The sequence below is a fragment of the Segatella oris genome (genome assembly GCF_900637655.1).
Lineage (GTDB): Bacteria > Bacteroidota > Bacteroidia > Bacteroidales > Bacteroidaceae > Prevotella > Prevotella oris.
This window is the reverse complement of record NZ_LR134384.1, coordinates 295,721-316,957: the sequence shown is the minus strand read 5'-3', so window position 1 is coordinate 316,957 and position 21,237 is coordinate 295,721. Positions and strand designations below refer to the sequence as shown.

The 21,237-nt window shown below is 45.0% G+C and carries 19 protein-coding genes and 2 tRNA genes; 11 read left to right on the top strand and 10 right to left on the bottom strand.

Annotation, left to right across the window (positions count from 1 at the left end):
- Positions 1-259 precede the first annotated feature (259 nt).
- Both EL210_RS01340 and EL210_RS01335 read right to left on the bottom strand, forming a co-directional pair.
- Positions 260-898, bottom strand: a complete 639-nt coding sequence (locus tag EL210_RS01340; RefSeq protein ID WP_018919437.1) for a hypothetical protein — start codon at positions 896-898, stop codon at positions 260-262.
- Between the two features lie 37 nt (positions 899-935).
- Complete coding sequence (locus EL210_RS01335; protein ID WP_026285873.1) at positions 936-1,478, bottom strand: lipocalin-like domain-containing protein; 543 nt, start codon at positions 1,476-1,478, stop codon at positions 936-938.
- A gap of 356 nt (positions 1,479-1,834) precedes the next feature.
- On the opposite strand from EL210_RS01335, the gene EL210_RS01330 reads away from it, so the two are divergent.
- Together EL210_RS01330 and trxB are read left to right on the top strand one after the other, a co-directional pair.
- Entirely contained in the window at positions 1,835-2,389 is a 555-nt protein-coding gene (locus tag EL210_RS01330; RefSeq protein WP_025879699.1) for a glutathione peroxidase, read from the top strand.
- Between the two features lie 31 nt (positions 2,390-2,420).
- Complete coding sequence (gene trxB, locus EL210_RS01325) at positions 2,421-3,359, top strand: thioredoxin-disulfide reductase (protein WP_004374388.1); 939 nt, start codon at positions 2,421-2,423, stop codon at positions 3,357-3,359.
- Positions 3,360-3,374: 15 nt separating this feature from the next.
- On the opposite strand, the gene EL210_RS01320 is transcribed toward trxB, so the two are convergent.
- Positions 3,375-4,793 carry a sodium:solute symporter gene (locus tag EL210_RS01320; protein WP_018919434.1) on the bottom strand — a complete coding sequence of 473 codons (1,419 nt, stop codon included), beginning with the start codon at positions 4,791-4,793 and terminating at the stop codon, positions 3,375-3,377.
- Positions 4,794-4,903: 110 nt separating this feature from the next.
- Here EL210_RS01320 and EL210_RS01315 point away from each other — a divergent pair, with 110 nt between their 5' ends.
- The 3 genes from EL210_RS01315 to EL210_RS01305 all read left to right on the top strand — a co-directional run bounded on the left by EL210_RS01315 (position 4,904) and on the right by EL210_RS01305 (position 8,199).
- Positions 4,904-6,262, top strand: coding sequence for a TrpB-like pyridoxal phosphate-dependent enzyme (locus EL210_RS01315; RefSeq protein WP_018919433.1), 1,359 nt, complete (start codon positions 4,904-4,906; stop codon positions 6,260-6,262).
- 1,043 nt (positions 6,263-7,305) lie between these two features.
- Entirely contained in the window at positions 7,306-7,776 is a 471-nt protein-coding gene (greA, locus tag EL210_RS01310; RefSeq protein ID WP_004374466.1) for a transcription elongation factor GreA, read from the top strand.
- Positions 7,777-7,806: 30 nt separating this feature from the next.
- Positions 7,807-8,199, top strand: a complete 393-nt coding sequence (locus tag EL210_RS01305; RefSeq protein ID WP_018919432.1) for an HIT family protein — start codon at positions 7,807-7,809, stop codon at positions 8,197-8,199.
- 259 nt (positions 8,200-8,458) lie between these two features.
- Here the strand turns inward: EL210_RS01305 and mutY are convergent, their stop codons facing one another.
- A complete protein-coding gene (gene mutY / locus EL210_RS01300) occupies positions 8,459-9,469 on the bottom strand; it encodes an A/G-specific adenine glycosylase (protein WP_018919431.1) in 1,011 nt (336 codons plus the stop codon).
- A 104-nt stretch (positions 9,470-9,573) separates the two neighbouring features.
- Between mutY and EL210_RS01295 the strand changes: the two genes are divergently transcribed.
- Positions 9,574-11,769, top strand: a complete 2,196-nt coding sequence (locus EL210_RS01295) for a helix-turn-helix domain-containing protein (RefSeq protein ID WP_025879700.1) — start codon at positions 9,574-9,576, stop codon at positions 11,767-11,769.
- On the opposite strand, the gene EL210_RS01290 is transcribed toward EL210_RS01295, so the two are convergent.
- On the bottom strand, positions 11,756-12,400 hold the full coding sequence (locus EL210_RS01290; protein WP_018919429.1) for a hypothetical protein: 645 nt from the start codon (positions 12,398-12,400) through the stop codon (positions 11,756-11,758). The two genes, EL210_RS01295 and EL210_RS01290, sit on opposite strands and share 14 nt — an antisense overlap.
- A gap of 26 nt (positions 12,401-12,426) precedes the next feature.
- Between EL210_RS01290 and EL210_RS01285 the strand changes: the two genes are divergently transcribed.
- Positions 12,427-12,828 carry a hypothetical protein gene (locus EL210_RS01285; RefSeq protein ID WP_018919428.1) on the top strand — a complete coding sequence of 134 codons (402 nt, stop codon included), beginning with the start codon at positions 12,427-12,429 and terminating at the stop codon, positions 12,826-12,828.
- 1 nt (position 12,829) lies between these two features.
- Here EL210_RS01285 and dacB read toward each other — a convergent pair whose 3' ends face one another.
- The 3 genes from dacB to EL210_RS01265 all read right to left on the bottom strand — a co-directional run bounded on the left by dacB (position 12,830) and on the right by EL210_RS01265 (position 16,345).
- A complete protein-coding gene (dacB, locus tag EL210_RS01280) occupies positions 12,830-14,092 on the bottom strand; it encodes a D-alanyl-D-alanine carboxypeptidase/D-alanyl-D-alanine endopeptidase (protein ID WP_018919427.1) in 1,263 nt (420 codons plus the stop codon).
- Positions 14,089-14,478, bottom strand: a complete 390-nt coding sequence (locus EL210_RS01275) for a PH domain-containing protein (RefSeq protein ID WP_018919426.1) — start codon at positions 14,476-14,478, stop codon at positions 14,089-14,091. The genes dacB and EL210_RS01275 overlap by 4 nt, the downstream gene beginning before the upstream one ends.
- An 874-nt stretch (positions 14,479-15,352) precedes the next feature.
- Positions 15,353-16,345, bottom strand: coding sequence for a malate dehydrogenase (locus EL210_RS01265; RefSeq protein ID WP_004377430.1), 993 nt, complete (start codon positions 16,343-16,345; stop codon positions 15,353-15,355).
- A gap of 163 nt (positions 16,346-16,508) precedes the next feature.
- Between EL210_RS01265 and EL210_RS01260 the strand changes: the two genes are divergently transcribed.
- The 4 genes from EL210_RS01260 (at position 16,509) to EL210_RS01245 (ending at position 19,282) form a co-directional block, all read left to right on the top strand.
- Positions 16,509-18,311, top strand: coding sequence for an aminopeptidase P family protein (locus EL210_RS01260; protein WP_018919425.1), 1,803 nt, complete (start codon positions 16,509-16,511; stop codon positions 18,309-18,311).
- A 147-nt stretch (positions 18,312-18,458) separates the two neighbouring features.
- Positions 18,459-18,533: transfer RNA gene (locus EL210_RS01255), tRNA-Val, on the top strand.
- Between the two features lie 10 nt (positions 18,534-18,543).
- Positions 18,544-18,625: transfer RNA gene (locus EL210_RS01250), tRNA-Tyr, on the top strand.
- Positions 18,626-18,712: 87 nt separating this feature from the next.
- Positions 18,713-19,282 carry a helix-turn-helix domain-containing protein gene (locus EL210_RS01245; protein WP_018919424.1) on the top strand — a complete coding sequence of 190 codons (570 nt, stop codon included), beginning with the start codon at positions 18,713-18,715 and terminating at the stop codon, positions 19,280-19,282.
- A gap of 13 nt (positions 19,283-19,295) precedes the next feature.
- On the opposite strand, the gene EL210_RS01240 is transcribed toward EL210_RS01245, so the two are convergent.
- Positions 19,296-20,210, bottom strand: a complete 915-nt coding sequence (locus tag EL210_RS01240; protein ID WP_018919423.1) for a patatin-like phospholipase family protein — start codon at positions 20,208-20,210, stop codon at positions 19,296-19,298.
- Positions 20,211-20,373: 163 nt separating this feature from the next.
- On the bottom strand, positions 20,374-21,231 hold the full coding sequence (locus EL210_RS01235) for an enoyl-ACP reductase FabI (RefSeq protein ID WP_018919422.1): 858 nt from the start codon (positions 21,229-21,231) through the stop codon (positions 20,374-20,376).
- Positions 21,232-21,237: the final 6 nt, after the last annotated feature.

Genomic DNA, 21,237 nt, shown 5'->3' with positions numbered 1-21,237 from the left:
GTTGAATTGTAGTTAATGTATAATTCACAATTCATAATGCATAATTACGAAAGGAGTTATAACTGATTTCCTTACAAGTTCGGACTCCCCTCCTTGGGAGGGGTTGGGGGAGGCTCTGTAAGTTAGCTCTCCCCTCCCTTGGGGAGGGGCCGGGGGTGGGTATGACTTGTTACGAGGTTAACATAAGATTGGAGCCTCTCCCCTCCCTTGTCAGGGAGCAGAAGAGGCTTTCTATATTGAGTTTTTGGAAGGTCTTACTTTACCTTTTCACGATTTTGTTCTCGATTTTAATGCCTGATGCACGTGTCTGAGCAGCTCTGCTGAAAACGATATCGCTCTGTTTTGCATAGCTGTAGCGGGCAAGTTTGAAGTCAATATATTCGGTGTTGTTCACGCCAATCATGGTTCCTTCGAAGCGGTTGGCATCAAGATAGCTCTGCAGATTGCTCTCTTTGTCGAGCATGGTGATGCGATATTTCTTCTTTGAACTGTCGTATGTGATGTAGATATCGCTTGTTCTTTCGTCGATTTTCCACGTGAAATTGAGCGTTTGGGTTTCGGTCTTTCCGTTTGAAGTGGCTATATCTATCTCGCGTCCGCGGCCTCCTAAGCCTGTGGCATCATACTGGTCGAACTCTATCTGCGCGTTGAACTGTGCAATAGCTCGCTGTCCGTTGTCATCGTTATACTCGTATCTCATGGCACCTTCCCAATGACCTCGCAGGGTGTTGGCAAGGTCTTTAAGATATTTGGCATCGCTGTCTGCATTGTCATCAGCATTGTTTACCCACCAATTACGACCGTCTTCATAGTAGGTGTTGCCCGAATCACAACTCGAAAATGCCATGGGTGTTGCTGCAATTACAAGTAACAGCAAGGTTTTAATCAGTCTTTTCATGTCTATTCTAAGTTTTAATTTATGACTCTCTGATATCTTATTCTGCAAAGAAACGCTGCGGACGACCAGTTGTTGTGCCTGCCGTACGACTCTTGGCATAGCCATAATAGCTGTCGTAATCGTAGTCGTCAAAGGTGTAACTGCTCCAATTGGGGGAGTAAGTGTGGTAGAGTGTGATGGTCAGCATCTGCCCGTTGCCCGTCTGTATATATCCCGAGAGACGGTCATCGCTAAGCGTATAGTTGTAGATAACAACGTTGGTATTGTCTTCTTCGAAGTGAATGTAAATGTTGGTATTCCTTACATACCAGGTAATATGACTGGCCTGATAGCTGTAAGGGGCATTGTTGTAGTAGTCAATCCAATAACCATCGCCCGAGTTATAGCCACTGTTGAACTGCACTTTGCTTTCAGCAGCCCTGTACTCCCTGCCATTATATCTTGAATATGCATAGACATTACCCTGCCAAGTGCCTGCAAGGGTGGCAGCAACTTCAGCATCTTCATCGCAAGAAACCAATGACAAGGAGAGTGCAGCCATAAGCATTACCGTGAATATTGTCGTAAATCGTTTCATCATAAAATGAATTTAGGGTTTATACTTCTTTTTAATTTCTATGCAGCAAAGATAGAACTATTCTGTCAGTCCTAAAATGTAAAATCCATATTCGACAGTAGGGATTTCCCTCTTTTATATGGAGAAAGCCTCCAAAGCTGTCAGTTTAGCGTATGACAAGGTGGCACAGAGCGTGCTTTCCATATCTCATTTAATCTAAAATTGAGTTAACATCATTTGCCGTCTGACTGAAATTCGGTTTATTTCACTATCTTTGCGTTAGCATGTATGACAGAAATGGCGATGCAAAAGAATGGCACATAATTTGTCGTATGCGAGATATTAGACAACAATTTGTAGTATTAAAGAATAAAAGAACAATGAAAACAGTTTATGATTTTTCTGTAAAAGACAGAAAAGGTGGTGATGTTTCACTGAAAGAATATGCCAATGAAGTGCTTCTAATCGTGAATACGGCTACACAATGTGGCTTTACTCCTCAGTACGAAGAGCTTGAGAAGCTTTATGAAACCTATCATGCACAGGGCTTTGAAGTGCTTGATTTCCCTTGCAATCAATTCGGACAGCAGGCTCCTGGCACTGATGAGAGCATACATCAGTTCTGTAAATTGAACTATAACACAGCTTTCCCACGTTTCAAGAAGATTAAAGTGAATGGCGAAGATGCCGAGCCTTTGTATCAGTTCCTCAAGGAACAGAAGGGCTTTGCAGGTTGGGACGAGAGTCATCCTATCTATCCAATTCTCGACAAGATGCTTTCAGAAGCTGATCCAAACTATAAGGAAAGTGCTGAGATTAAGTGGAATTTCACGAAGTTCCTCATTAATAAGAAAGGACAGGTTGTTGCTCGTTTCGAGCCAACAGAGAACTTCGAACATATCAAGGAGCAGATAGAAGCGCTCTTGAAAGATTAATCACCTATTTAAATATATAGGAGGAGAGAGAATGGAACATACCAGATGTTTGATTATCGGAAGTGGACCGGCGGGCTATACAGCGGCTATCTATGCCGGAAGAGCTAACTTGCAGCCCGTGGAATACTGTGGAATGCAAGCCGGAGGGCAGCTTACTCAGACCACGATTGTTGACAACTTTCCCGGTTATCCGAATGGTGTTGACGGCAATCAGATGATGATGGAGCTGCGCGAACAGGCCGGAAGATTTGGTGTGGACATGCGAGATGGTGAGATCATAAAAGCCGACTTCTCACAGAAACCGTATGTCTTTACGACAGATCGTGGCGTGGAAATCTCTGCCGATAGCGTGATTATTGCGACAGGAGCAACGGCTAAATATCTCGGACTTCCTGATGAACAGAAGTATATGGGGCAGGGAGTCAGTGCCTGTGCCACATGCGATGGCTTCTTCTATCGTAAGAAAGTTGTGGCTGTTGTGGGTGGAGGCGACACGGCATGTGAGGAAGCTCACTATCTCTCTGGCCTTTGTTCAAAGGTCTATATGATAGTAAGAAAACCCTATCTGCGCGCTTCCGAAGCAATGAAAAGCCGTGTTGAGGCAGCTGATAACATTGAAATTCTCTACGAAACCAACACGCTTGGACTCTACGGAGAGCATGGAGTGGAGGGTGCACATGTCGTCTATCGCAAGGGCGAAAGCGATGAACGAGCGTATGATTTGCCTATCGACGGCTTCTTCCTCGCTATCGGTCATAAGCCGCAGACAGCTGTTTTCAAGGATGCTTTGGCACTCGACGAGCAGGGATTCATTAAACTTGAAGGTCAAAATCAAGCCACTAACATCGACGGAGTGTTTGCTGCGGGCGATGTTTGTGACCCACATTATCAGCAAGCTATAGTCGCTGCAGGCTCTGGAGCAAAGGCCGCGCTCGATGCACAAGCCTATTTAAGCGAGATTGGAAAATAGGAAAAGCGTTTTTTTCTACTGCAACTTTCTGAATATGAAAAGGCCTGCGAATGTCAATGCTCCGTTGAGTATGAGCAGTTCGTAGCCGAAGTGATACCCGGTTATCTGTTTTGTTATCGTTTCGATAGCAAAGCAAATGACCGGGCTTACCATTGCTATATAAGGCACTGCGCGGTCTTTTACCTGCCAATGCGTAAAGAGTCCGAAGGCAAACAGACCGAGCAAGGGGCCATAAGTGTAGGAGCAGATGATGTAGATAGCATCAATTACGCTTGTGGAATTCACTATCTTGAAACCTAAAATGAATACCACGAAGAGCAGGGCAAAGCCAAGATGCGTGCGCTTTCGCAATTTCTCATCGTCTTTTCTCTCCATAATATCCACGCACCAGCTTGTAGTTAAGGCTGTCATGGCACTGTCGGCGCTTGAAAAACTGGTTGCAACGATGCCGATTGTAAACAACACTATGACGAGTGTTCCAAGGCTTCCTGTGGCGGCAAACATCGGTAAAAGGTCGTCAGTCATCTGTGGAATGGCGATGCCTTCCTTATTGGCAAGCATCATCAGCAGTATGCCTAAAGACAGGAAAAGCAGATTAACGGGCACGAAAGCCAAGCCATAAGTGCACATATCCTTTTGCGCATCACGCAGTGTTTTGCAGGTAAGGTTCTTCTGCATCATGTCTTGATCGAGTCCCGTCATCACGATAACAACGAATATTCCACTAAAGAACATCTTCCAAAAGTTCAGCTTTGAGGCCCAATCATCCCATATGAATATGCGGCTATGACTATCATTTGCAATGGCTGTTACTGCCTGACCAAAACTTAAATTGAATTCCGACGTAATGTGATAGATAATTAACAACAGGGCGAGAAACATGCACAATGTTTGAAAAGAGTCGGTCCAAACGAGCGTTTTAATGCCACCTCTGCGCGTATAGAGCCATATCAGACCGACCATGATGACCACCGTCAGCACGAAAGGAACACCCAATTGGTCGAGTACGAAACGCTGGAGAATGATGCAGACTACATAGAAACGCACGGCGGCTCCTATGAGTTTCGACAGTAGAAAGAATGAAGCGCCGGTCTTATAGGCACGTTGTCCGAGTCTTGTTTGCAGGTAACTGTAAATCGTTGTGAGGTTCAATCGGTAATAAACCGGCAGCAGAACGAAGGCCACGACAGCGTAGCCAAGGATGAAACCGAGACACATTTGCAGATAACTCATATCGGTTTTGACCACCATACCCGGCACACTGACAAACGTGATGCCCGAGATTGACGCGCCAATCATGCCAAACGCCACCATATACCATGGCGAACGGCGGTTGGCCCGATAGAAAGTGTCGTTTGTAGCGCGTCGACTGGTGAGCCGACTGAACACAAGAAGTATGCTGAAATAGGCGAGAATTGTAATAATTATGACCATAATGAGTGCAAAATTAATAAAAAAACAACATTATTCCTCTTTTGAACTTTCTTTTTATTACCTTTGTATGACGAAATGACCTCCTATAAACGATTTAACAAAACAAGGTTATGAAACAGAAGAAATTCATCTTGCAGGAACATGAAATTCCTACACATTGGTATAATATACAGGCAGATATGCCCACAAAACCATTGCCACCGCTGCATCCGAAAACGCGAAAGCCCCTCTCTCCTGACGACCTTAGCCACATCTTCAGTAAGGAGTGTTCAAAGCAGGAGCTTGATACTGTGAACTCATGGATAGAGATTCCCGAGGAAGTTCGTGAGAAATACACCTATTACAGAGCCACTCCGCTCGTGCGTGCCTATGCACTTGAGAAGGCTTTGGGCACCACTGCGCACATCTATTTCAAGAATGAGAGCACCAATCCTTTAGGTTCTCACAAGATAAATTCGGCCATTCCGCAGTGTTATTACTGTAAAGAAGAGGGTGATACCAACGTGACCACAGAGACCGGAGCAGGTCAGTGGGGCATGGCATTAAGCTATGCAGCCAAACTCTATGGGCTTGAAGCAGCCGTCTATCAGGTGAAGATTACATTGCAACAAAAGCCTTATCGCTCGATAGCCATGCGTACGTTTGGGGCCACAGTCGAGGGTTCTCCGTCAATGTCTACACGCGCGGGAAAGAATATCATCACGCGAGAACCGAATTATCCCGGTACATTAGGCACGGCAATTTCAGAGGCCATAGAACTTGCAACGACTACTCCTGGCTGTAAATATACGCTTGGTTCGGTGCTCAATCATGTGGGATTGCATCAGACAGTGATTGGTCTTGAGGCTGAAAAGCAGATGGAAATGGCTGGTGAATACCCTGATAAAGTGATAGCATGTTTTGGAGGTGGCAGTAATTTTGGAGGCATTGCATTCCCCTTTATGCGCCATCTTTTTGACAGAAGTCATGCAAATACCGAGTTCATTGCAGCTGAACCTGCGAGTTGTCCGAAGCTTACTCGCGGTAAGTTTGAATATGACTTCGGGGATGAAGCAGGTTATACGCCATTGCTTCCGATGTACACATTGGGGCATGATTTCAAGCCCGCCAACATCCATGCAGGCGGTCTTCGCTACCACGGTGCAGGTGTGATTATCTCGCAACTCATCAAAGATGGCTATATGCACGGCGTTGATATTCCGCAGTTGGAGTCGTTCCAAGCAGGCCTTCTCTTTGCACAAACCGAGGGAATTATCCCTGCTCCGGAGAGCTGTCACGCTATAGCGGCGACCATTCGTGAGGCTAAAAAGGCCACCGAAGAGGGCAAGTCGCCTGTTATTCTCTTCTGTCTTAGCGGCCATGGACTGATAGATATGCCGAGCTACGACAGCTATATCAATGGCGATCTGCGCAATTATAGTTTGAGTGATGAGGAGATTGAAGATAGCTTAAAGCGTATTCCAAGGTAAATAAAAAGCCTTTTTTGAAAACGAAAATGTAAAAAAAGAGTGCGTTAAAAAGGCACTTTGAAAATCTTCGAAATAGAAATTGGAAAGCCGTTTTCAGCGAGTTACAGAGGCTGAAAACGGCTTTTGTTTCATCATTTATGGCTTGTTATCTCGCAATCTGCGTCAACTTACACGCTCATCTGCATCAACTTACAGGCTCATCTGCGTCATTTCAGCGTGCGTTTTACCTCATTTTGGACGCTAAAATGACGCAGATTGCAACGCTTTTTGCCATGATTTTACACTGTATTTTGCCTCGTTTTTCATAATATCCTCATAGTCAATGCGTTGCAAGTAGGCCCAAAACTCGCGTATTTCCGACCGCAATGCTTTTGCTTCTCAGCACGCCCCTTCCTGCGAAAGCATTTGTAAAAGAATTTAATAGATACCCACCCCCGACCCCTCCCCAAGGGAGGGGAGCTTAAACTTGCAAGGAAATTAGTTATAACTCACTTCGTAATTATGCATTATGAATTGTGCATTATGCATTAAATACAATTCAACATTCCTCATTAAACATTCCACATTACTAACAGTGCTGTGGCTTTCTAAGCCACAGGAACCCGCTGATTATAATAAAGATAAATCTCAATGGACTTGTTTTTTCTGTATAGAAACGGTTGAAACTGACTTGCATAAAAAAAGGGGCTCCGCCGAGTCCCAACCTTTGTTAACCTTAAATCTAATACTATGAAAAACACATTGCAAAGATATCTCTAATTTCAATGCTTGTCAAGAGATAGTAGGCATAAAATGATTTAATATTTGTTTTTATTGATTTATATCAATTGTGTGTACGCAAACAAACTGTTTTCAGCCTTCATCTTAACGCAAAAGAAGCTTAAAAACTTGTTTTATTCAAAATTAATCTCTATCTTTGCACCAGATAAAACACAGAGAGTGAAATAAGGATTTGGAATTCCGACAGGCGCATTTTGTCGGGGTTCTTATTTTTTTGGTTACTCTTTCAGCGTTCAATTTTAATTAACTAAACAAGAAAGATTATGGCTTACATGTCACAAGAAGGCTACGATAATCTTGTAGCAGAGCTCCAACGGCTTGAATCAATAGAGCGTCCTAAGGCATCAGCCGCAATTGCTGAAGCCCGCGATAAAGGCGACTTAAGTGAGAACTCAGAGTATGATGCAGCCAAAGAAGCCCAGGCTCATCTCGAGGATAAAATCAATAAGATGAAGGTTTCCATTGCTGAAGCGAAGATAGTTGACTTGTCTCGTCTCAGCACGGATGCCGTTCAGATTATGTCTAAGGTAGAGATGACCAACATGGGAACCAAGGCTAAGATGGTATATACTATTGTCAGTGAGAGCGAAGCAAACTTGAAGCAGGGCAAGATCAGCATTAAAACGCCGATTGCACAGGGTCTGTTGAACCACAAGGAGGGCGAAATCGTTGAGGTAAAGATACCTCGTGGCACCATTAAACTACGTATTGATAAGATCAGTATTGATGTGTAAATAACGCTTAATTCCTTAAAAGAAAAAGATATGAGTACCGTGTTTTCAAAGATTGCAGCAGGGGAGATACCAAGCTACAAATGTGCCGAAAGCGACAAGTTCTATGCGTTTCTCGACATTGACCCCGTCACAAAGGGACACACTTTGGTTATACCTCGCAGGGAGGTTGACTATATTTTCGACATGGATGATGATGAGTTGGCCGAGTTTGAAGTGTTTGCCAAGCGGGTAGCTCGTGCCATTAAAGCAGCTTTCCCCTGTAAGAAAGTGGCACAGGTTGTGCTCGGTCTTGAGGTAAATCATGCTCATATCCACTTGCTTCCAATGAATAGTGAAGCTGATGTTGACTTCAAACATCATGTGAAACTCACCGAAGAGGAATTTCAAGAAATAGCGGAGAATATTAGAAAAGAGTTCAAATAGGAAGCCTCCCCCTGTCCTTTGCTTTCCTTGTTGCACTCACTCAACGAACAGCAACCTACGGTTCCAAAGGAGAGAAGGGCGAACTTGCGAGTTTACTGAACTTTTCTTTCCGACAAAGTTTAAGTATGTGAAACCATAAAAAGCGGCATTCTGCGATGCAGAGTACCGCTTTTTGAGTTTCAATCTGTTTCCTTTTGTCAAGTTTGAGCAAATCTTTTGCCGTTCAAACTCCCTCCCTTGGGGAAGGTTAGCGTGGGTTTTAAGAGCCTTTTGAAAAGCTCAATAACCTCTCCATCAGCCTCGGTATGCCATAGTTCTCTATCTCTTCTTCCTTTATCCAGATGAAATCTGAAGGCAAAGTGGGCTGTTGTTGCGGTGTAAGAAGATAGAAATCGGCAAGGATGATACGATGAGTGAGCACATGTTTCACATCCTTTTGTAGCAGAATGGCAGTCGAACAGAGGTCCGAAGTGAGGTGTTCGGCCTCGGGAACTGTCCACAGTCCCTGCCAGATATCACCGCTTCCACGCTTGTGAATGGCTGTCATTCCGTTCCACCTTATATAATATAAGGCGAGATGTCGTGTCTTAATCTTCACTGTTTTGAGTTTCACGGGCAGCTGTTCTACGCGTGCTTCGCGTCTTGCTACACATGTTTCAGCTAACGGGCAAACTTCACATTGCGGACTTTTTGGCGTACATTGTGTTGCCCCGAAGTCCATTACGGCCTGGTTATAGTCGGCAGCTGCCCCTTGAGGTAAATGTTCTTGGGCCAGTGCAGCAAAGAGTTTAATGCCTTCAGTGGTATTAATAGGCGTGTCGATACCGAAGTATCGCGACAGAACTCGATAGAAGTTGCCGTCGACGGAAGCCACTTGAAGACCGAAAGCAAAGCTTCCAATGGCCGCAGCTGTATAGTCTCCCACGCCTTTCAGCCGCTTGATACCGTCTAAAGTGTTGGGAAAATGCCCCAAGGCAACTATCTGTTGCGCCGCTTTATGCAGGTTTCGAGCCCGTGAATAGTAGCCCAATCCCTGCCACATGCGCATTACTTCGTCTTCTTTTGCAGCTGCAAGGTCTTCTACGCAAGGCCATTTTTCCATGAAACGCAGCCAATAATCCATGCCTTGTACAATGCGAGTCTGTTGCAATATAATTTCACTGAGCCAGATAGCATAGGGATCTTGCGTGTTGCGCCACGGCAGATTGCGTCCGTTTGTGCGATACCAGGCGAGTAAAGTCGAAGTGAAAAGCGAGATGTTTTGCTTCATATTCGTGCAAAGTTACAATTTTTCTCAGATAAAAAGAGTATCTTTGTAGGGATAAATCCAACTGTATAATGTTGTGGAAACCAAATTAATCAGTGCGAAACATGATGCAGACGAATGTCGAACTTGAGCAGGCTTGGGAGTTTGTGGAACATACAGGTACGAGCGTATTCCTTACGGGAAAGGCCGGAACAGGTAAGACTACATTCCTTAGAAACGTAGTGGAGAAAAGCCAAAAGCGGTTGGTTGTGGTTGCACCTACAGGTGTTGCAGCTATCAATGCGCGTGGAGTGACCATTCATTCTTTCTTTCAATTGCCCTTTTCTCCTTATATTCCAAATACCATTGTCAAGGGAGAATATGGGGTATCTAAGGAAAAACGGAACATCATCAGAACGCTTGACCTCCTCATTATCGATGAAATCAGTATGGTTCGAAGCGACCTTTTGGATGCGATTGACTCGGTGTTGCGTCGCTTCAAGAACCCTATGAAACCCTTTGGTGGCGTTCAACTGCTCATGATGGGCGACCTCCAACAGCTCACTCCGGTAGTAACTGAGGAGGATGCCGGCATGTTGAAGCCTCATTATTCGACCCCTTATTTCTTTGGAAGTCACGCACTTTCTCAGATACCCTACGTCACCATAGAACTCAAACACGTTTACAGACAGCAGGATATTGGCTTTCTTCATCTCCTGAACCATGTGAGAGAAGGGCGTCCTACGGCTGAAGATATGCAGCAACTGAATGCTCGGTTTCATCCTGATTTCCATCCTGATGCAGACCAAGGCTATATCAGATTGACAACTCATAACGCCATGGCTGACCATTATAATGACAGTCAATTGGCGCAACTTCAAACGCCTTCGTTCGACTTCAAGGCTGAAATCAATGGCGTTTTCCCTGAATATAGCTATCCCACGAACGAGGTGTTGACACTCAAGAAGGGTGCACAGGTGATGTTTGTGAAGAATGATTCTTCACCTCTTCGACAGTATTATAATGGTCGTATAGGGCGAGTGAAGCGCATAGATCAGGAAAACATTATCGTACATTGCCCCGGAGATGACTTCGATATCACTGTAGGTGTGCAGGAATGGGAGAATACTCGCTATGTCATTAATAAGGAAACAAAGGAGATAGAGCCTGATGTTCAAGGTTCATTCAGGCAATATCCGCTGCGATTGGCATGGGCAATCACCATTCATAAGAGCCAGGGGCTGACTTTCGAACATGCCATTATAGATGCCGGTTTGTCGTTTGCTTCGGGACAAGTCTACGTGGCCTTGAGCCGTTGCAAGACTCTTGAAGGACTTGTTCTTGCCTCTCGTATTGACGAAAAAGCTATCATTAATGACCAGCGGGTGAATGATTATATCTCGCGACAAGAGGAAGAAGCTCGTCGAAGTATAGGTCTTTTGGAACTTTACAAGCAAGATTATTACAAGCAACTGCTGGTAGAACTCTTCAGTTTCCATGATATTCTGCGTGCTCAAGAGAGTCTTTGCAGGGCTGCGGTAGAGTGGCTCCATGCCTATCCGAAACTCACTTTGCTCCATAAGTCGACGCTCAACAGTTTGCAAAAGCAGGTAGGAAGCGTTGCCATGAAATGGCTTTCGGTCATCCAACAATCTAATTATGACCAGCTGACAGAGGGCGCTTTTCTCGACAGAGTGAAGCGAAGTGCAGGCTATTTCAATGCAACACTTAATACCTATATACGTCCGTTGATAGCCCAGACACGCGATATAAAGATTGAAAACAAGCATGGTGCCGAGCGTTTGCAAGCCACTTTTGATGATCTCTCTTTGGCTTATCTCACCAAACACTACTTGCTTGATGAAGTCTGTAAACGCGGATTTGATGTCGGTTGCTATCTGAAAATGCGCCAGACAGCCTTTCTTGATGCACTCGATGAGGTGGCTCCGCAGGCTAATGGCCCACGTCGCAGACGCAAATCGAAGTCAGAAAGTGCGGCTCCAAAGCCCAAACGGGAAGACACTAAGCTTGTTTCGCGTCGCATGTTTGATGCAGGAAAGACCGTTGGAGATATCGCTGTGGCTCGCAGTCTGACTGTTGCAACGATTGAAAACCATTTGGCTTATTACGTCGAACAGGGCGAACTCGAGGCTGTCGACATTATAGGAAAGGAACGTTATGAGGCTGTTAACGGTGCCATTCATAAGCTTAGAACCACCGTCGACATGAAAACCATTAAGGAATTATGCCCAAGTGAGGTCACCTATGGCGACATTAAAGTGGTCTTGGCAGAGAAAAACAGATGCGCTTCTACGGCTTCTTGAAGCGGTCTTTGAATGGTTCGGTCAGTGCATACGTGCGTTTCAGTGTCTCGGCATCAATGGTTTGATGAACTAAATCGAGCGCGAAAGGCATCATTTCCTTAGCTTCCTGCGAGCGCAGATAATTCGCATCAAGACACCATGTACCTAATCTGTAACGGTCAAGTGCGTCAGCATCCTTGAAATCATGATATACCGTGAGCCATGCAGGAGCTTCATCTTTGCCCTCATTCTGAATATAGGCATCGCCCAAAATGTCGTCTTGGTCGTGGAAACGGATAGCAGCATAGGCCTCGGGAAGATAGTGCATGTCGGCATGTTCCGCACAGAATGCTTTGTAATATTCGGCAGCCCGCTCGCCATGTCCCTTGTCGAGATAGTTGTCTTTGCGTCGGGTGTCATGGAATATCGCGGCATGACAGAGTGCAATTGTGGCTCTTATGCGCAGCTTCTGCATGTTGGCAAGCCGAAGCGCATGCAGCAAAACGCGCTCGCAATGACCTTCTGTGTGCACGTCAATGTCGTCTTCAAGCGGCCAGAAATCCACCTCACAGTGCATTCGTTGTGCCCAGAAAGTGAACATTTCTCTTATTTGTGGGCTTTCTTTCTCAAGGATGCTATTGGATATATTCATAATTTTTTGCTAATTTTGCAAGCGATATGAAGAAGATTTTTCTATTTGTTTTGTGCAGCGTGGCAGCCATGTCAGTGTCTACTTCATGCCGTTTTGCGCGTGAAGACAATCCCGGTGACACCGTAGCAGCTAACGAATTCGACCCTACAATCGGTCAGAAGGCCAAGTCGTTGCACGCATCAGCCGACACCTCGGCTATGAATTCGACGGTTGACAGCACGGATATTTTCTTTGTGGGTGACGGCAGTACGAAGCAGCAGTTGCAATTGGTTTCCTACCCAAGCAAGCGCGATACCGCCGTTTTCTCCAAGGCACGCCACATCAAAGTGCAGGGAAATGCAGACTTTGGGCACGTGGTTCGCGTTGGTTTCTATCGTCTGCCGTCCGGTGACTCCATTGTGAAGACTGTCGAAGAAATTACATTATAAATCAGTTGGGGGCACAAAGTATGGTGCAGACACGGTCTTGAAAGGCTCTGCCATTACGTCCGTGCATCACTCCTTGATTGATAATGGCGAAGCAAAGAGTGTGTCCATTGGCTGCCTGACAATAGCCGGCAAGACTGCTGATGCCGGTAAGTGTGCCCGTCTTAGCCTTTACATTGTCGCGCGTAAAACTTCCTTTCATTCGTTTTTTCAATGTTCCGTCAATGCCTGCTATAGGGAGTGCAGGCATCAGTTGGTGGCGGATGTTCTCGTTTTTGTAGGCATAGCGCAGCATTTTCACTTCTAATTCTGCGCTGACATAATTGTAGAGAGAAAGCCCAGAGCCGTCAGCAAACTTATATCGTGACGCATCTAATCCGATTTTATTAACCAAACGGCGCTCCACAGCGCGTGCACTTCGTGCCGAAGCAGGGTGGTTTCCCGTGCTTGCAGCTATCTGATAATACATTGCTTCGGCATAAAGATTGTTGCTTTCCTTAAGCATACGCATCAGAATTTGGTCGATAGTGTGAAATCGGTTGACGATACAAAAGGCATCAGCGGGCTTGCGCTTTTCGTCTATATTGGCATCAACATAGATGCCATGTGCTACGAGTGCATCGAGAAAACGCGCCATGAAGATGTCTTTTCCACTGAAGAGTAGCGGTGTCAGTACGGGGTTTTTGTCGTCCCAACACCAGCCTTCTCCATACTGTTTTGTGTCTTTCATGCTCAAGTCGGCATAGAGATGCCCTTCGATAGTGTCGACACCCATCTTGCGGATAGCTTCAACAAAGGCATTGAGATCATCGGTGTTGAAGCGTGGATCGAAGCCTCCTACACAGTAAATGTCGCCTACAAGCTTGTTGTTTTCAATCTTTCCGGTGTAGCAAAGCTCGGTTTTGAACTGATAATCTCCACCTAATCTGTCAATTGCTGTAATTGCTGTGACGAGTTTCATCGTGCTTGCCGGACGCATCAGTTGGTGCTCGTTGAAGGCAAAGATAGTGCTGTCGGCATCAAGATCATAGACCATCAAGCCCACTTGTGAGGTCTTGAGAAGGTCGCTTCTGAGCAGTATTGCTAACTTGTTTTGCACACTTTGGGGCCACGGTAGGGCTATCGTGTCATCCGGAAGCGGGCTGATCATCGCCGAATCAGCTACATCACTCTCGTCATTATCTTCTATTGTCTCGTTCTCTATCTGCGAAAATGCAGGCAAAGTAAGCATTGAAAGCAGGAGAAACAGATATTTCAAATTCTTCATTGTCTTTTCTTTAGTTCGCTCATGAAAGCCTTCTGGTCGTCCGGTTGCAGACTGATGAGTCGGTTGGGGCCGTATTTCACGAGCAGATAACGACTTGCTCCGAAGGCCGTTTGCATGGGAATCACCTTCACGATGTCGGCAACCCGAATGTCCTTGTGGCGTGAAAGGCGTCCACGGTCAATGCGCAGGATGTCGTTCCCCTGGTCATCATGCATGAAAGTATAGGTGGTATGGAGCACGCGCTCAATGATCAACACGACAAAGATTGCCGTGATAAAGCCCGCAAAAGGCATCATGTGCCAAAAGCACCAGAGTGAAAATAGCGTGAATAAAACAATGGCACACTTGGCAACAAGCGTGAACTGATGATGAAAGACCCTATCCATTACATGATCAATAATATTCTTGCGTGCAAAAGTAATAAAAAGAAAGCAGAAACGTTTCTATCTTATTGTATTTTAGGATTTGTTGCATTCAATTCTGTTTTATTGCAGATAAGGTGAAAGTATAGCTTGTTTTCATTTCGATTTCGATAGAGGTTTCACGGTTTGAAAGCTTTACTTGCATGCGCTCTTCCATTCCTTGGCACTGTATGATGAATGATAGCGAAAGATGTGTTAATGCTTTTCAAGGATGTTTACAATTGCCCTTGCATAGCTTGCGTATTTGAAAAATCATTTCTCCCTGTTCAAAATACGTGAGTTTTGAAGCGTTTCGGCAAAGTGTTGACTGTCAAATGGTTATCTTGTTTGATGCTTTTTGAAGCACTTAGTGACATTGAAAATACTTGCGATTTGCGTCATTTCAGCTTGCAATCTGCGTCAAAATGCGTGATGATTTCAGTCACTTTGCGAGGTAAAGTGACAGAGATAGCGAAGCAAGAAGGCTGAAGTGAGAATATCGAAGGCATGAAATCACTCCACTTTTATGCAGAAATGGCTTTACAGTCACATTGGAAGCGACATTTCATTTCTATTTGGTAGGGTCTTGAAATGTTAAAAACAGGATAACAATATTTACAAAAACAGAAGGAAGGTAAATTCGAATTTATAAACTTTCAGATGAGAATATAGCAGTTTCCCCATAGCAATAACCGCACAAGATGCCTTTCATCATCATACGGTTTCAACATTATTCAACACTGATTTCCTCTTAACTTCCTGACCACTCCAAGGCAGATGAAACGGAAAAAGGTTGAAAGAACAAGCCTTGACAGGCTTCCTCTTCCAACCTTTTATAGGTTTTAATCGTTAAATCCGATTAGAGATTTGGGTTCATTTCTTTCCACTTGTCAACAGAAGGAACAATACCAAGCTCAACAATCTCGTCACGCATCTTGCAAAGATGCTCGTAAGACTTCTGCAAACCGTCCATTTCTTCCTTGGTTCCCGTAGGTTCTGTGAAGTGAACACCGGTCTTGTCAATCGTTGTCGGCATTGCCATCATGACATTCTTAAAGCCAAGCTTGTCGTTGCAAACATAGCAACCAGCCGGCAAAGTGAACTTCTCGCCACCCATAGCTGCCTCAATCATCTTCACAGCATTATATGCCGGACTCTGGAAAGAGCTGCGACCACGGAGCTTAATGATGTTAGAACCGCCCTGAACTGTGTGATGTTTAATCTCTTCCCAACGCTCATCAGAAAGCTTCATCTCTGCCAATGGCTTGCCATCTACCTTTACTTGAGAAGCAAATACAGCCATCTGCTCACCGTGACCGCCATAAGTGTGTGCGCCGGTAACCTTATCCTGCTGTACACCGAACTCCTCTGCAAGTGCCTGCTGCAAGCGAGTTGAGTCGAGAGCAGCAAGAGATGTCAACTGACTTGGCTTCAAACCAGAGTGAATCAACGTTGTCAAAGCGGTTACATCTGCAGGGTTGAAGATGACAACCACATGCTCTACATTGGGGCAGTACTTCTTGATATTGTCACCAAACTCGGCAGCAATCTTGCAGTTTCCTTTCAAAAGGTCCTCACGAGTCATGCCTTCCTTGCGTGGAGCACCGCCGGATGAGATGATATACTTAGCACCGGTGAATGCCTTTTCAGGGTCAGTGGTGTAGCAAAGATTAGCACCAGGGAATGCACATTGAGCCATCTCATCATATACTCCGTGTACACCTGGCTCGAAAATATCGTAGAGACAGATGTTAGGAGTAAGCCCGAGCATCAATACACTCTGTACCATGTTAGAACCAATCATACCACCTGCGCCGACGATAACCAGCTTGTCATTCGTTAAATACTTCATAATTGTAATTAATATTGTTTTGTTTTGAAATCTGATTTCTATGGTTTGTCCAACCGCAAAGTTAGTAAAAAATCCATGATTCAATGTATTTATCCAAGAGATTATTTGTTGTTAATTCTTAAAAACTTTATCTTTGTCATGTCGATTTAGCAAAACAAAGCACATGGAAACAATTAACCAACGATTGGAAGCATTGCGCGAAGTGATGCAACAAGAGCATATCGCAGCTTTCATCTTCCCAAGCACAGATGCTCATAACAGTGAATATGTGGCCCCACATTGGAAAGGACGCGAATGGATATCAGGCTTCAACGGCTCTGCAGGAACGGCCGTTGTCACACTGAAAAGTGCTGCCTTGTGGACGGATTCGCGCTATTTTCTGGCTGCCGAGCAACAACTTGCAGGATCAGAATACCAACTTATGAGGCTCAAAGTAGACGGAACGCCTACCATTGCAGAATGGATTGGACAGCAATGCGATTCAGGAAGCGAGGTGGGTATTGACGGAACAGTGAGCTGTTATGCTGAGACAGAAGCCTTGAAAGCCGAACTCCGCCACCAGGGAGGCATGACTTTGCGGCTCAATCTCGACCCACTGGCTCGCATTTGGAACGACCGGCCGGCCATTCCCCAGCATAAAATTGAATTGCAACCTCTTGAGTTTGCCGGTGAAACTACAACCTCGAAACTCGACAGAATACGTCAAGCCCTGCGCCGACAACATTGTGACGGCATGCTGATGTCGGCCTTGGATGATATTGCCTGGACACTGAACATGCGTGGAACCGACGTGCATTGTAACCCGGTTTTCGTGAGTTATCTTGTCATTGAGCATGAAAAGACAACACTTTTTGTTGATAACGACAAGCTGACATCTGAAGTTTCAGCCTATCTTGCCATGCTTTCCATTAAGGTTCTCCCTTATAATGAGGTGGGAAAATATCTTAAACGGGACTACTTTGCCTATAACATTCTGCTTGATCCTAACGAGACCAACAGCTATTTAGTGGCCTGTGCGAAAGAAGGAAGAGCAGCAGTTGTGCTGACAACATCGCCCATACCAGAGATGAAAGCAGTGAAAAATGAGACAGAAATCCAAGGTTTTCACAATGCAATGAAACGTGACGGTGTAGCCATGGTGAAGTTTCTCAAATGGCTCATACCCGCTGTAAAGGCTGGTCATGAAACTGAAATTTCATTGGATAAGAAACTGATATACCTGCGTAGTCAACAGTCATTGTTCCGTGATAGTTCTTTCGATACCATCGTTGGATACGAACATCATGGTGCAATTGTACATTACGAAGCCACTCCCGAGACAGACATTGCTATCGAACCCCATGGATTTGTGCTCATCGACAGTGGCGCCCAATATCAAGACGGCACAACGGATATCACGCGAACCATTGCACTTGGCCCTCTCACAGAAGAGCAGAAACGCGTCTACACCATAGTATTAAAGGGGCATATCCAACTTGAATTAGCTCGTTTTCCCGATGGAGTCAGTGGCACACAACTCGATGCTTTAGCCCGTGAACCCCTATGGCGTGAAGGCTATAACTTCCTCCATGGCACTGGACATGGCGTTGGTTCATATCTCAATGTGCATGAAGGGCCTCATCAAATACGCATGGAATACAAGCCCGCTCCACTGCATGCAGGCATGACGGTGACCGATGAACCAGGGCTATATCTGTCAAATCGTTTCGGCGTTCGTATTGAAAACACCTTACTCATAACGGCAGATGAGGAGACAGAATTCGGCAAATTCCTTCGCATGGAACCCCTAACGCTTTGCCCAATTGACACAACTCCAATTCTCATCCCTATGATGACCGATGAAGAGATTGCTTGGCTCAATACCTACCATGAATATGTTTACACTGCTCTCTCACCGCTTTTGAATGCCGAGGAACGTGAATGGCTGCGCAATGAAACACAAGCTGTCAGGCGCGAACAAGCCTAACGCGGTGTTATGATGCCACACCATGCCGATAAACAAGAAGCAAGTTGTCTAATCACTTGCTTTATTCTTAAATTTTGTAAAATAAGAACTGCAAAACTTGCAGCGTTAAAATAAATTGTCTACTTTTGCACCCGCCTTACAAGTTAAGGGCGTTTAGCTCAGCTGGTTTAGAGCATCTGCCTTACAAGCAGAGGGTCGGCGGTTCGAATCCGTCAACGCCCACCGATGTAACGGGTGGTTACCAGAGTGGCCAAATGGGGCAGACTGTAAATCTGCTGGCTATGCCTTCGGTGGTTCGAATCCATCACCACCCACTTCAATGAAAGGGATTTAGCAATGCTAAGTCTCTTTTTTTATACTTTGAAATGCATCATTTCGCATTCTTTTTGTAACTTTGTGAAATGATGAATTCAGTCTTGTATATTAAGAATATGGTGTGCGATCGTTGCAAGATGGCCGTAGAAAAGGTGCTGCGCGATAACAACATGCAACCGCTTTCCGTAGAACTTGGCGAAGTACATATTGAGAAAAAGCCCAATGAAACACAGTACAAGCAACTCAAAGGCGACCTTGAAGCTCTGGGCTTTGAACTTCTTGACGACCGCAAACACCAGACTATAGCGCAAATCAAGACTGCTATAATCCAGCTTGTACACTATCGTGAGAGCTCTACAAACTTCAACCTAAGTGATTATCTCGCATCAGAACTCCACGCCGACTACAGCGCATTGAGCAAACTTTTCAGTGAAGTTACGGGGCAGACTATTGAGCGTTATTTCATCGAACAGCGCATTGAGCGTGTCAAGGAGCTGATACGTTATGACCAAATGAGCCTCACTCAGATTGCCTTTCAAATGAACTACTCAAGCGTTTCTCATTTAAGCAGTCAATTCAAAAGTGTCACAGGCATGACACCTACACAATTCAAAGCCCTCAAAATAAATACCCGACGCGGCATCGATAAGATTTAATCATCAGCCGATTTCATTCTTTTATCTTCCAATATTGCTGTAACAAACGTCGCCACAACGGTTGTTTCATGTGTTCAAATCGCCTCAATGCACGAGAAGTTTTATGCTTTCCTATCTGTAAAATCGCTGCAGCCTTGTCAAAATCAAAGACACCATAGCGTTTCATCGGCACCTGGACAACAAGGTCGGGACGTGAGATTAAGATCTGTTGACGTGTATTTTGTTCGAGCATAATTGCGATAGTGCGCATCAACAACGTGACATAATTGACATTGACACCATCAAAATGCTTGATAATGCGGTTCATAATAACCGCTGGCATTGACTTACTGAGCAATTTTTTCTCCATAAACTGCTGCATAAGAAGCTCGCCTTGATAATCATGAGTGCTCACATTGATGCCAAAGAGCAAGTCACCTGGCTGCCTCACGACCCTATTCAAAGGCAATGAATTGACCAATCCGCCATCCACAAGCAACATATCTTTACGCCTAACAGGATTGAGAAACAGCGGGATTGAAATGCTGGCACGAATGGCATCATAAAGGCTTCCATGATCGAAAACAACTTCCTTTCCGCTGTTCCAATCGGTCGCAACAGCCGTATAAGGAATGGGAAGGTCTTCAATATTGACGTCGGGCACAATCTCTTTCAAGGCATCCATCACCCTATCGCCCTTGACCAAATGAGTCAAACTCAATGAGAAGTCAACCAAAGAAAGCACTTTTCTGCGGTCAAGTGCCAACACCCACTCTTTCACTTCGGGCAGTTTTCCAGCAGCATACATACCCCCTATGAGTGCTCCCATTGAGCAACCGGCAATCGAAGTGATTTCATATCCGTTGCTTTCCAGTTCCTCAATGGCTCCGATATGCGCAAATCCACGCGCTCCACCACCTGACAATACCAATGCAATCTTCTTTTTCATGGCGATAATTTTTATTCAATGCCCTATCAAAACCCTACACCCATACTTCCTTCGAAAGCATCAGTGTGAGAAAACGCAACAGAAGCCACAGTTCAATCCTTTAAGGAAAGAGCTGCGGCTTCTGATTTTCCACCTTATTATATACGGCTTATTGGAACTGAATTTATCCGTAGATAACGTTTCCGTTCTCGTCTTTATAATCGTCCAATGCCTTGCTATATTGGTTCATTGCACGCAAACTCATACCCATATTAGAGAAACCTCCGTCATGGAACAGCGTCTGCATAGTCACCTTGCGCGTCAAATCGCTGAACAAAGTAACGCAATAATCAGCACATTCTGCGGCTGTAGCATTGCCAAGAGGCGACATCTTATCGGCAAAATCCATCATGTTATCAATGTCTTTTATACCCTTACCAGCCGTTGTTTCCGTAGGAGATTGCGATATGGTATTAATGCGAACATTCTTCTCACGACCATAGATATAGCCGAAACTACGTGCAATACTCTCCAGCAAACTCTTGGCATCAGCCATGTCATTGTAGCCGAAGAACGTGCGGTGTGAAGCCACATAAGTCAGTGCAACGACTGAACCATAATCAGCAATAGCATCTACCTTCTTGGCTGCCTGAAGCATTTTATGGAATGAAATCGCAGAAATATCAAGCGTTTTGTTCAACCAATTATAATCGAGGTCATCGTAAGTGCGGTGCTTGCGCACGTTAGGACTCATACCAATGGAATGGAGTACGAAGTCTATTTTACCGCCCAACATCTCTTGAGCCTTTACAAAAATATTCTCAAGGTCATCGTAATTGGTGGCATCAGCCGCAATCACTGGCGCATTAATCTTCTTGGAAAGTTCGTCAAGCGTACCCATACGGAGTGCCATTTCTGTATTACTCAGCACAATAGATGCGCCTTCTTCAGCACAACGTTCTGCCACTTTCCATGCAATTGACATGTCGTTCAGCGCACCGAAAATAATACCGCGCTTTCCTTTCAATAAGTTGTATGCCATAATTTT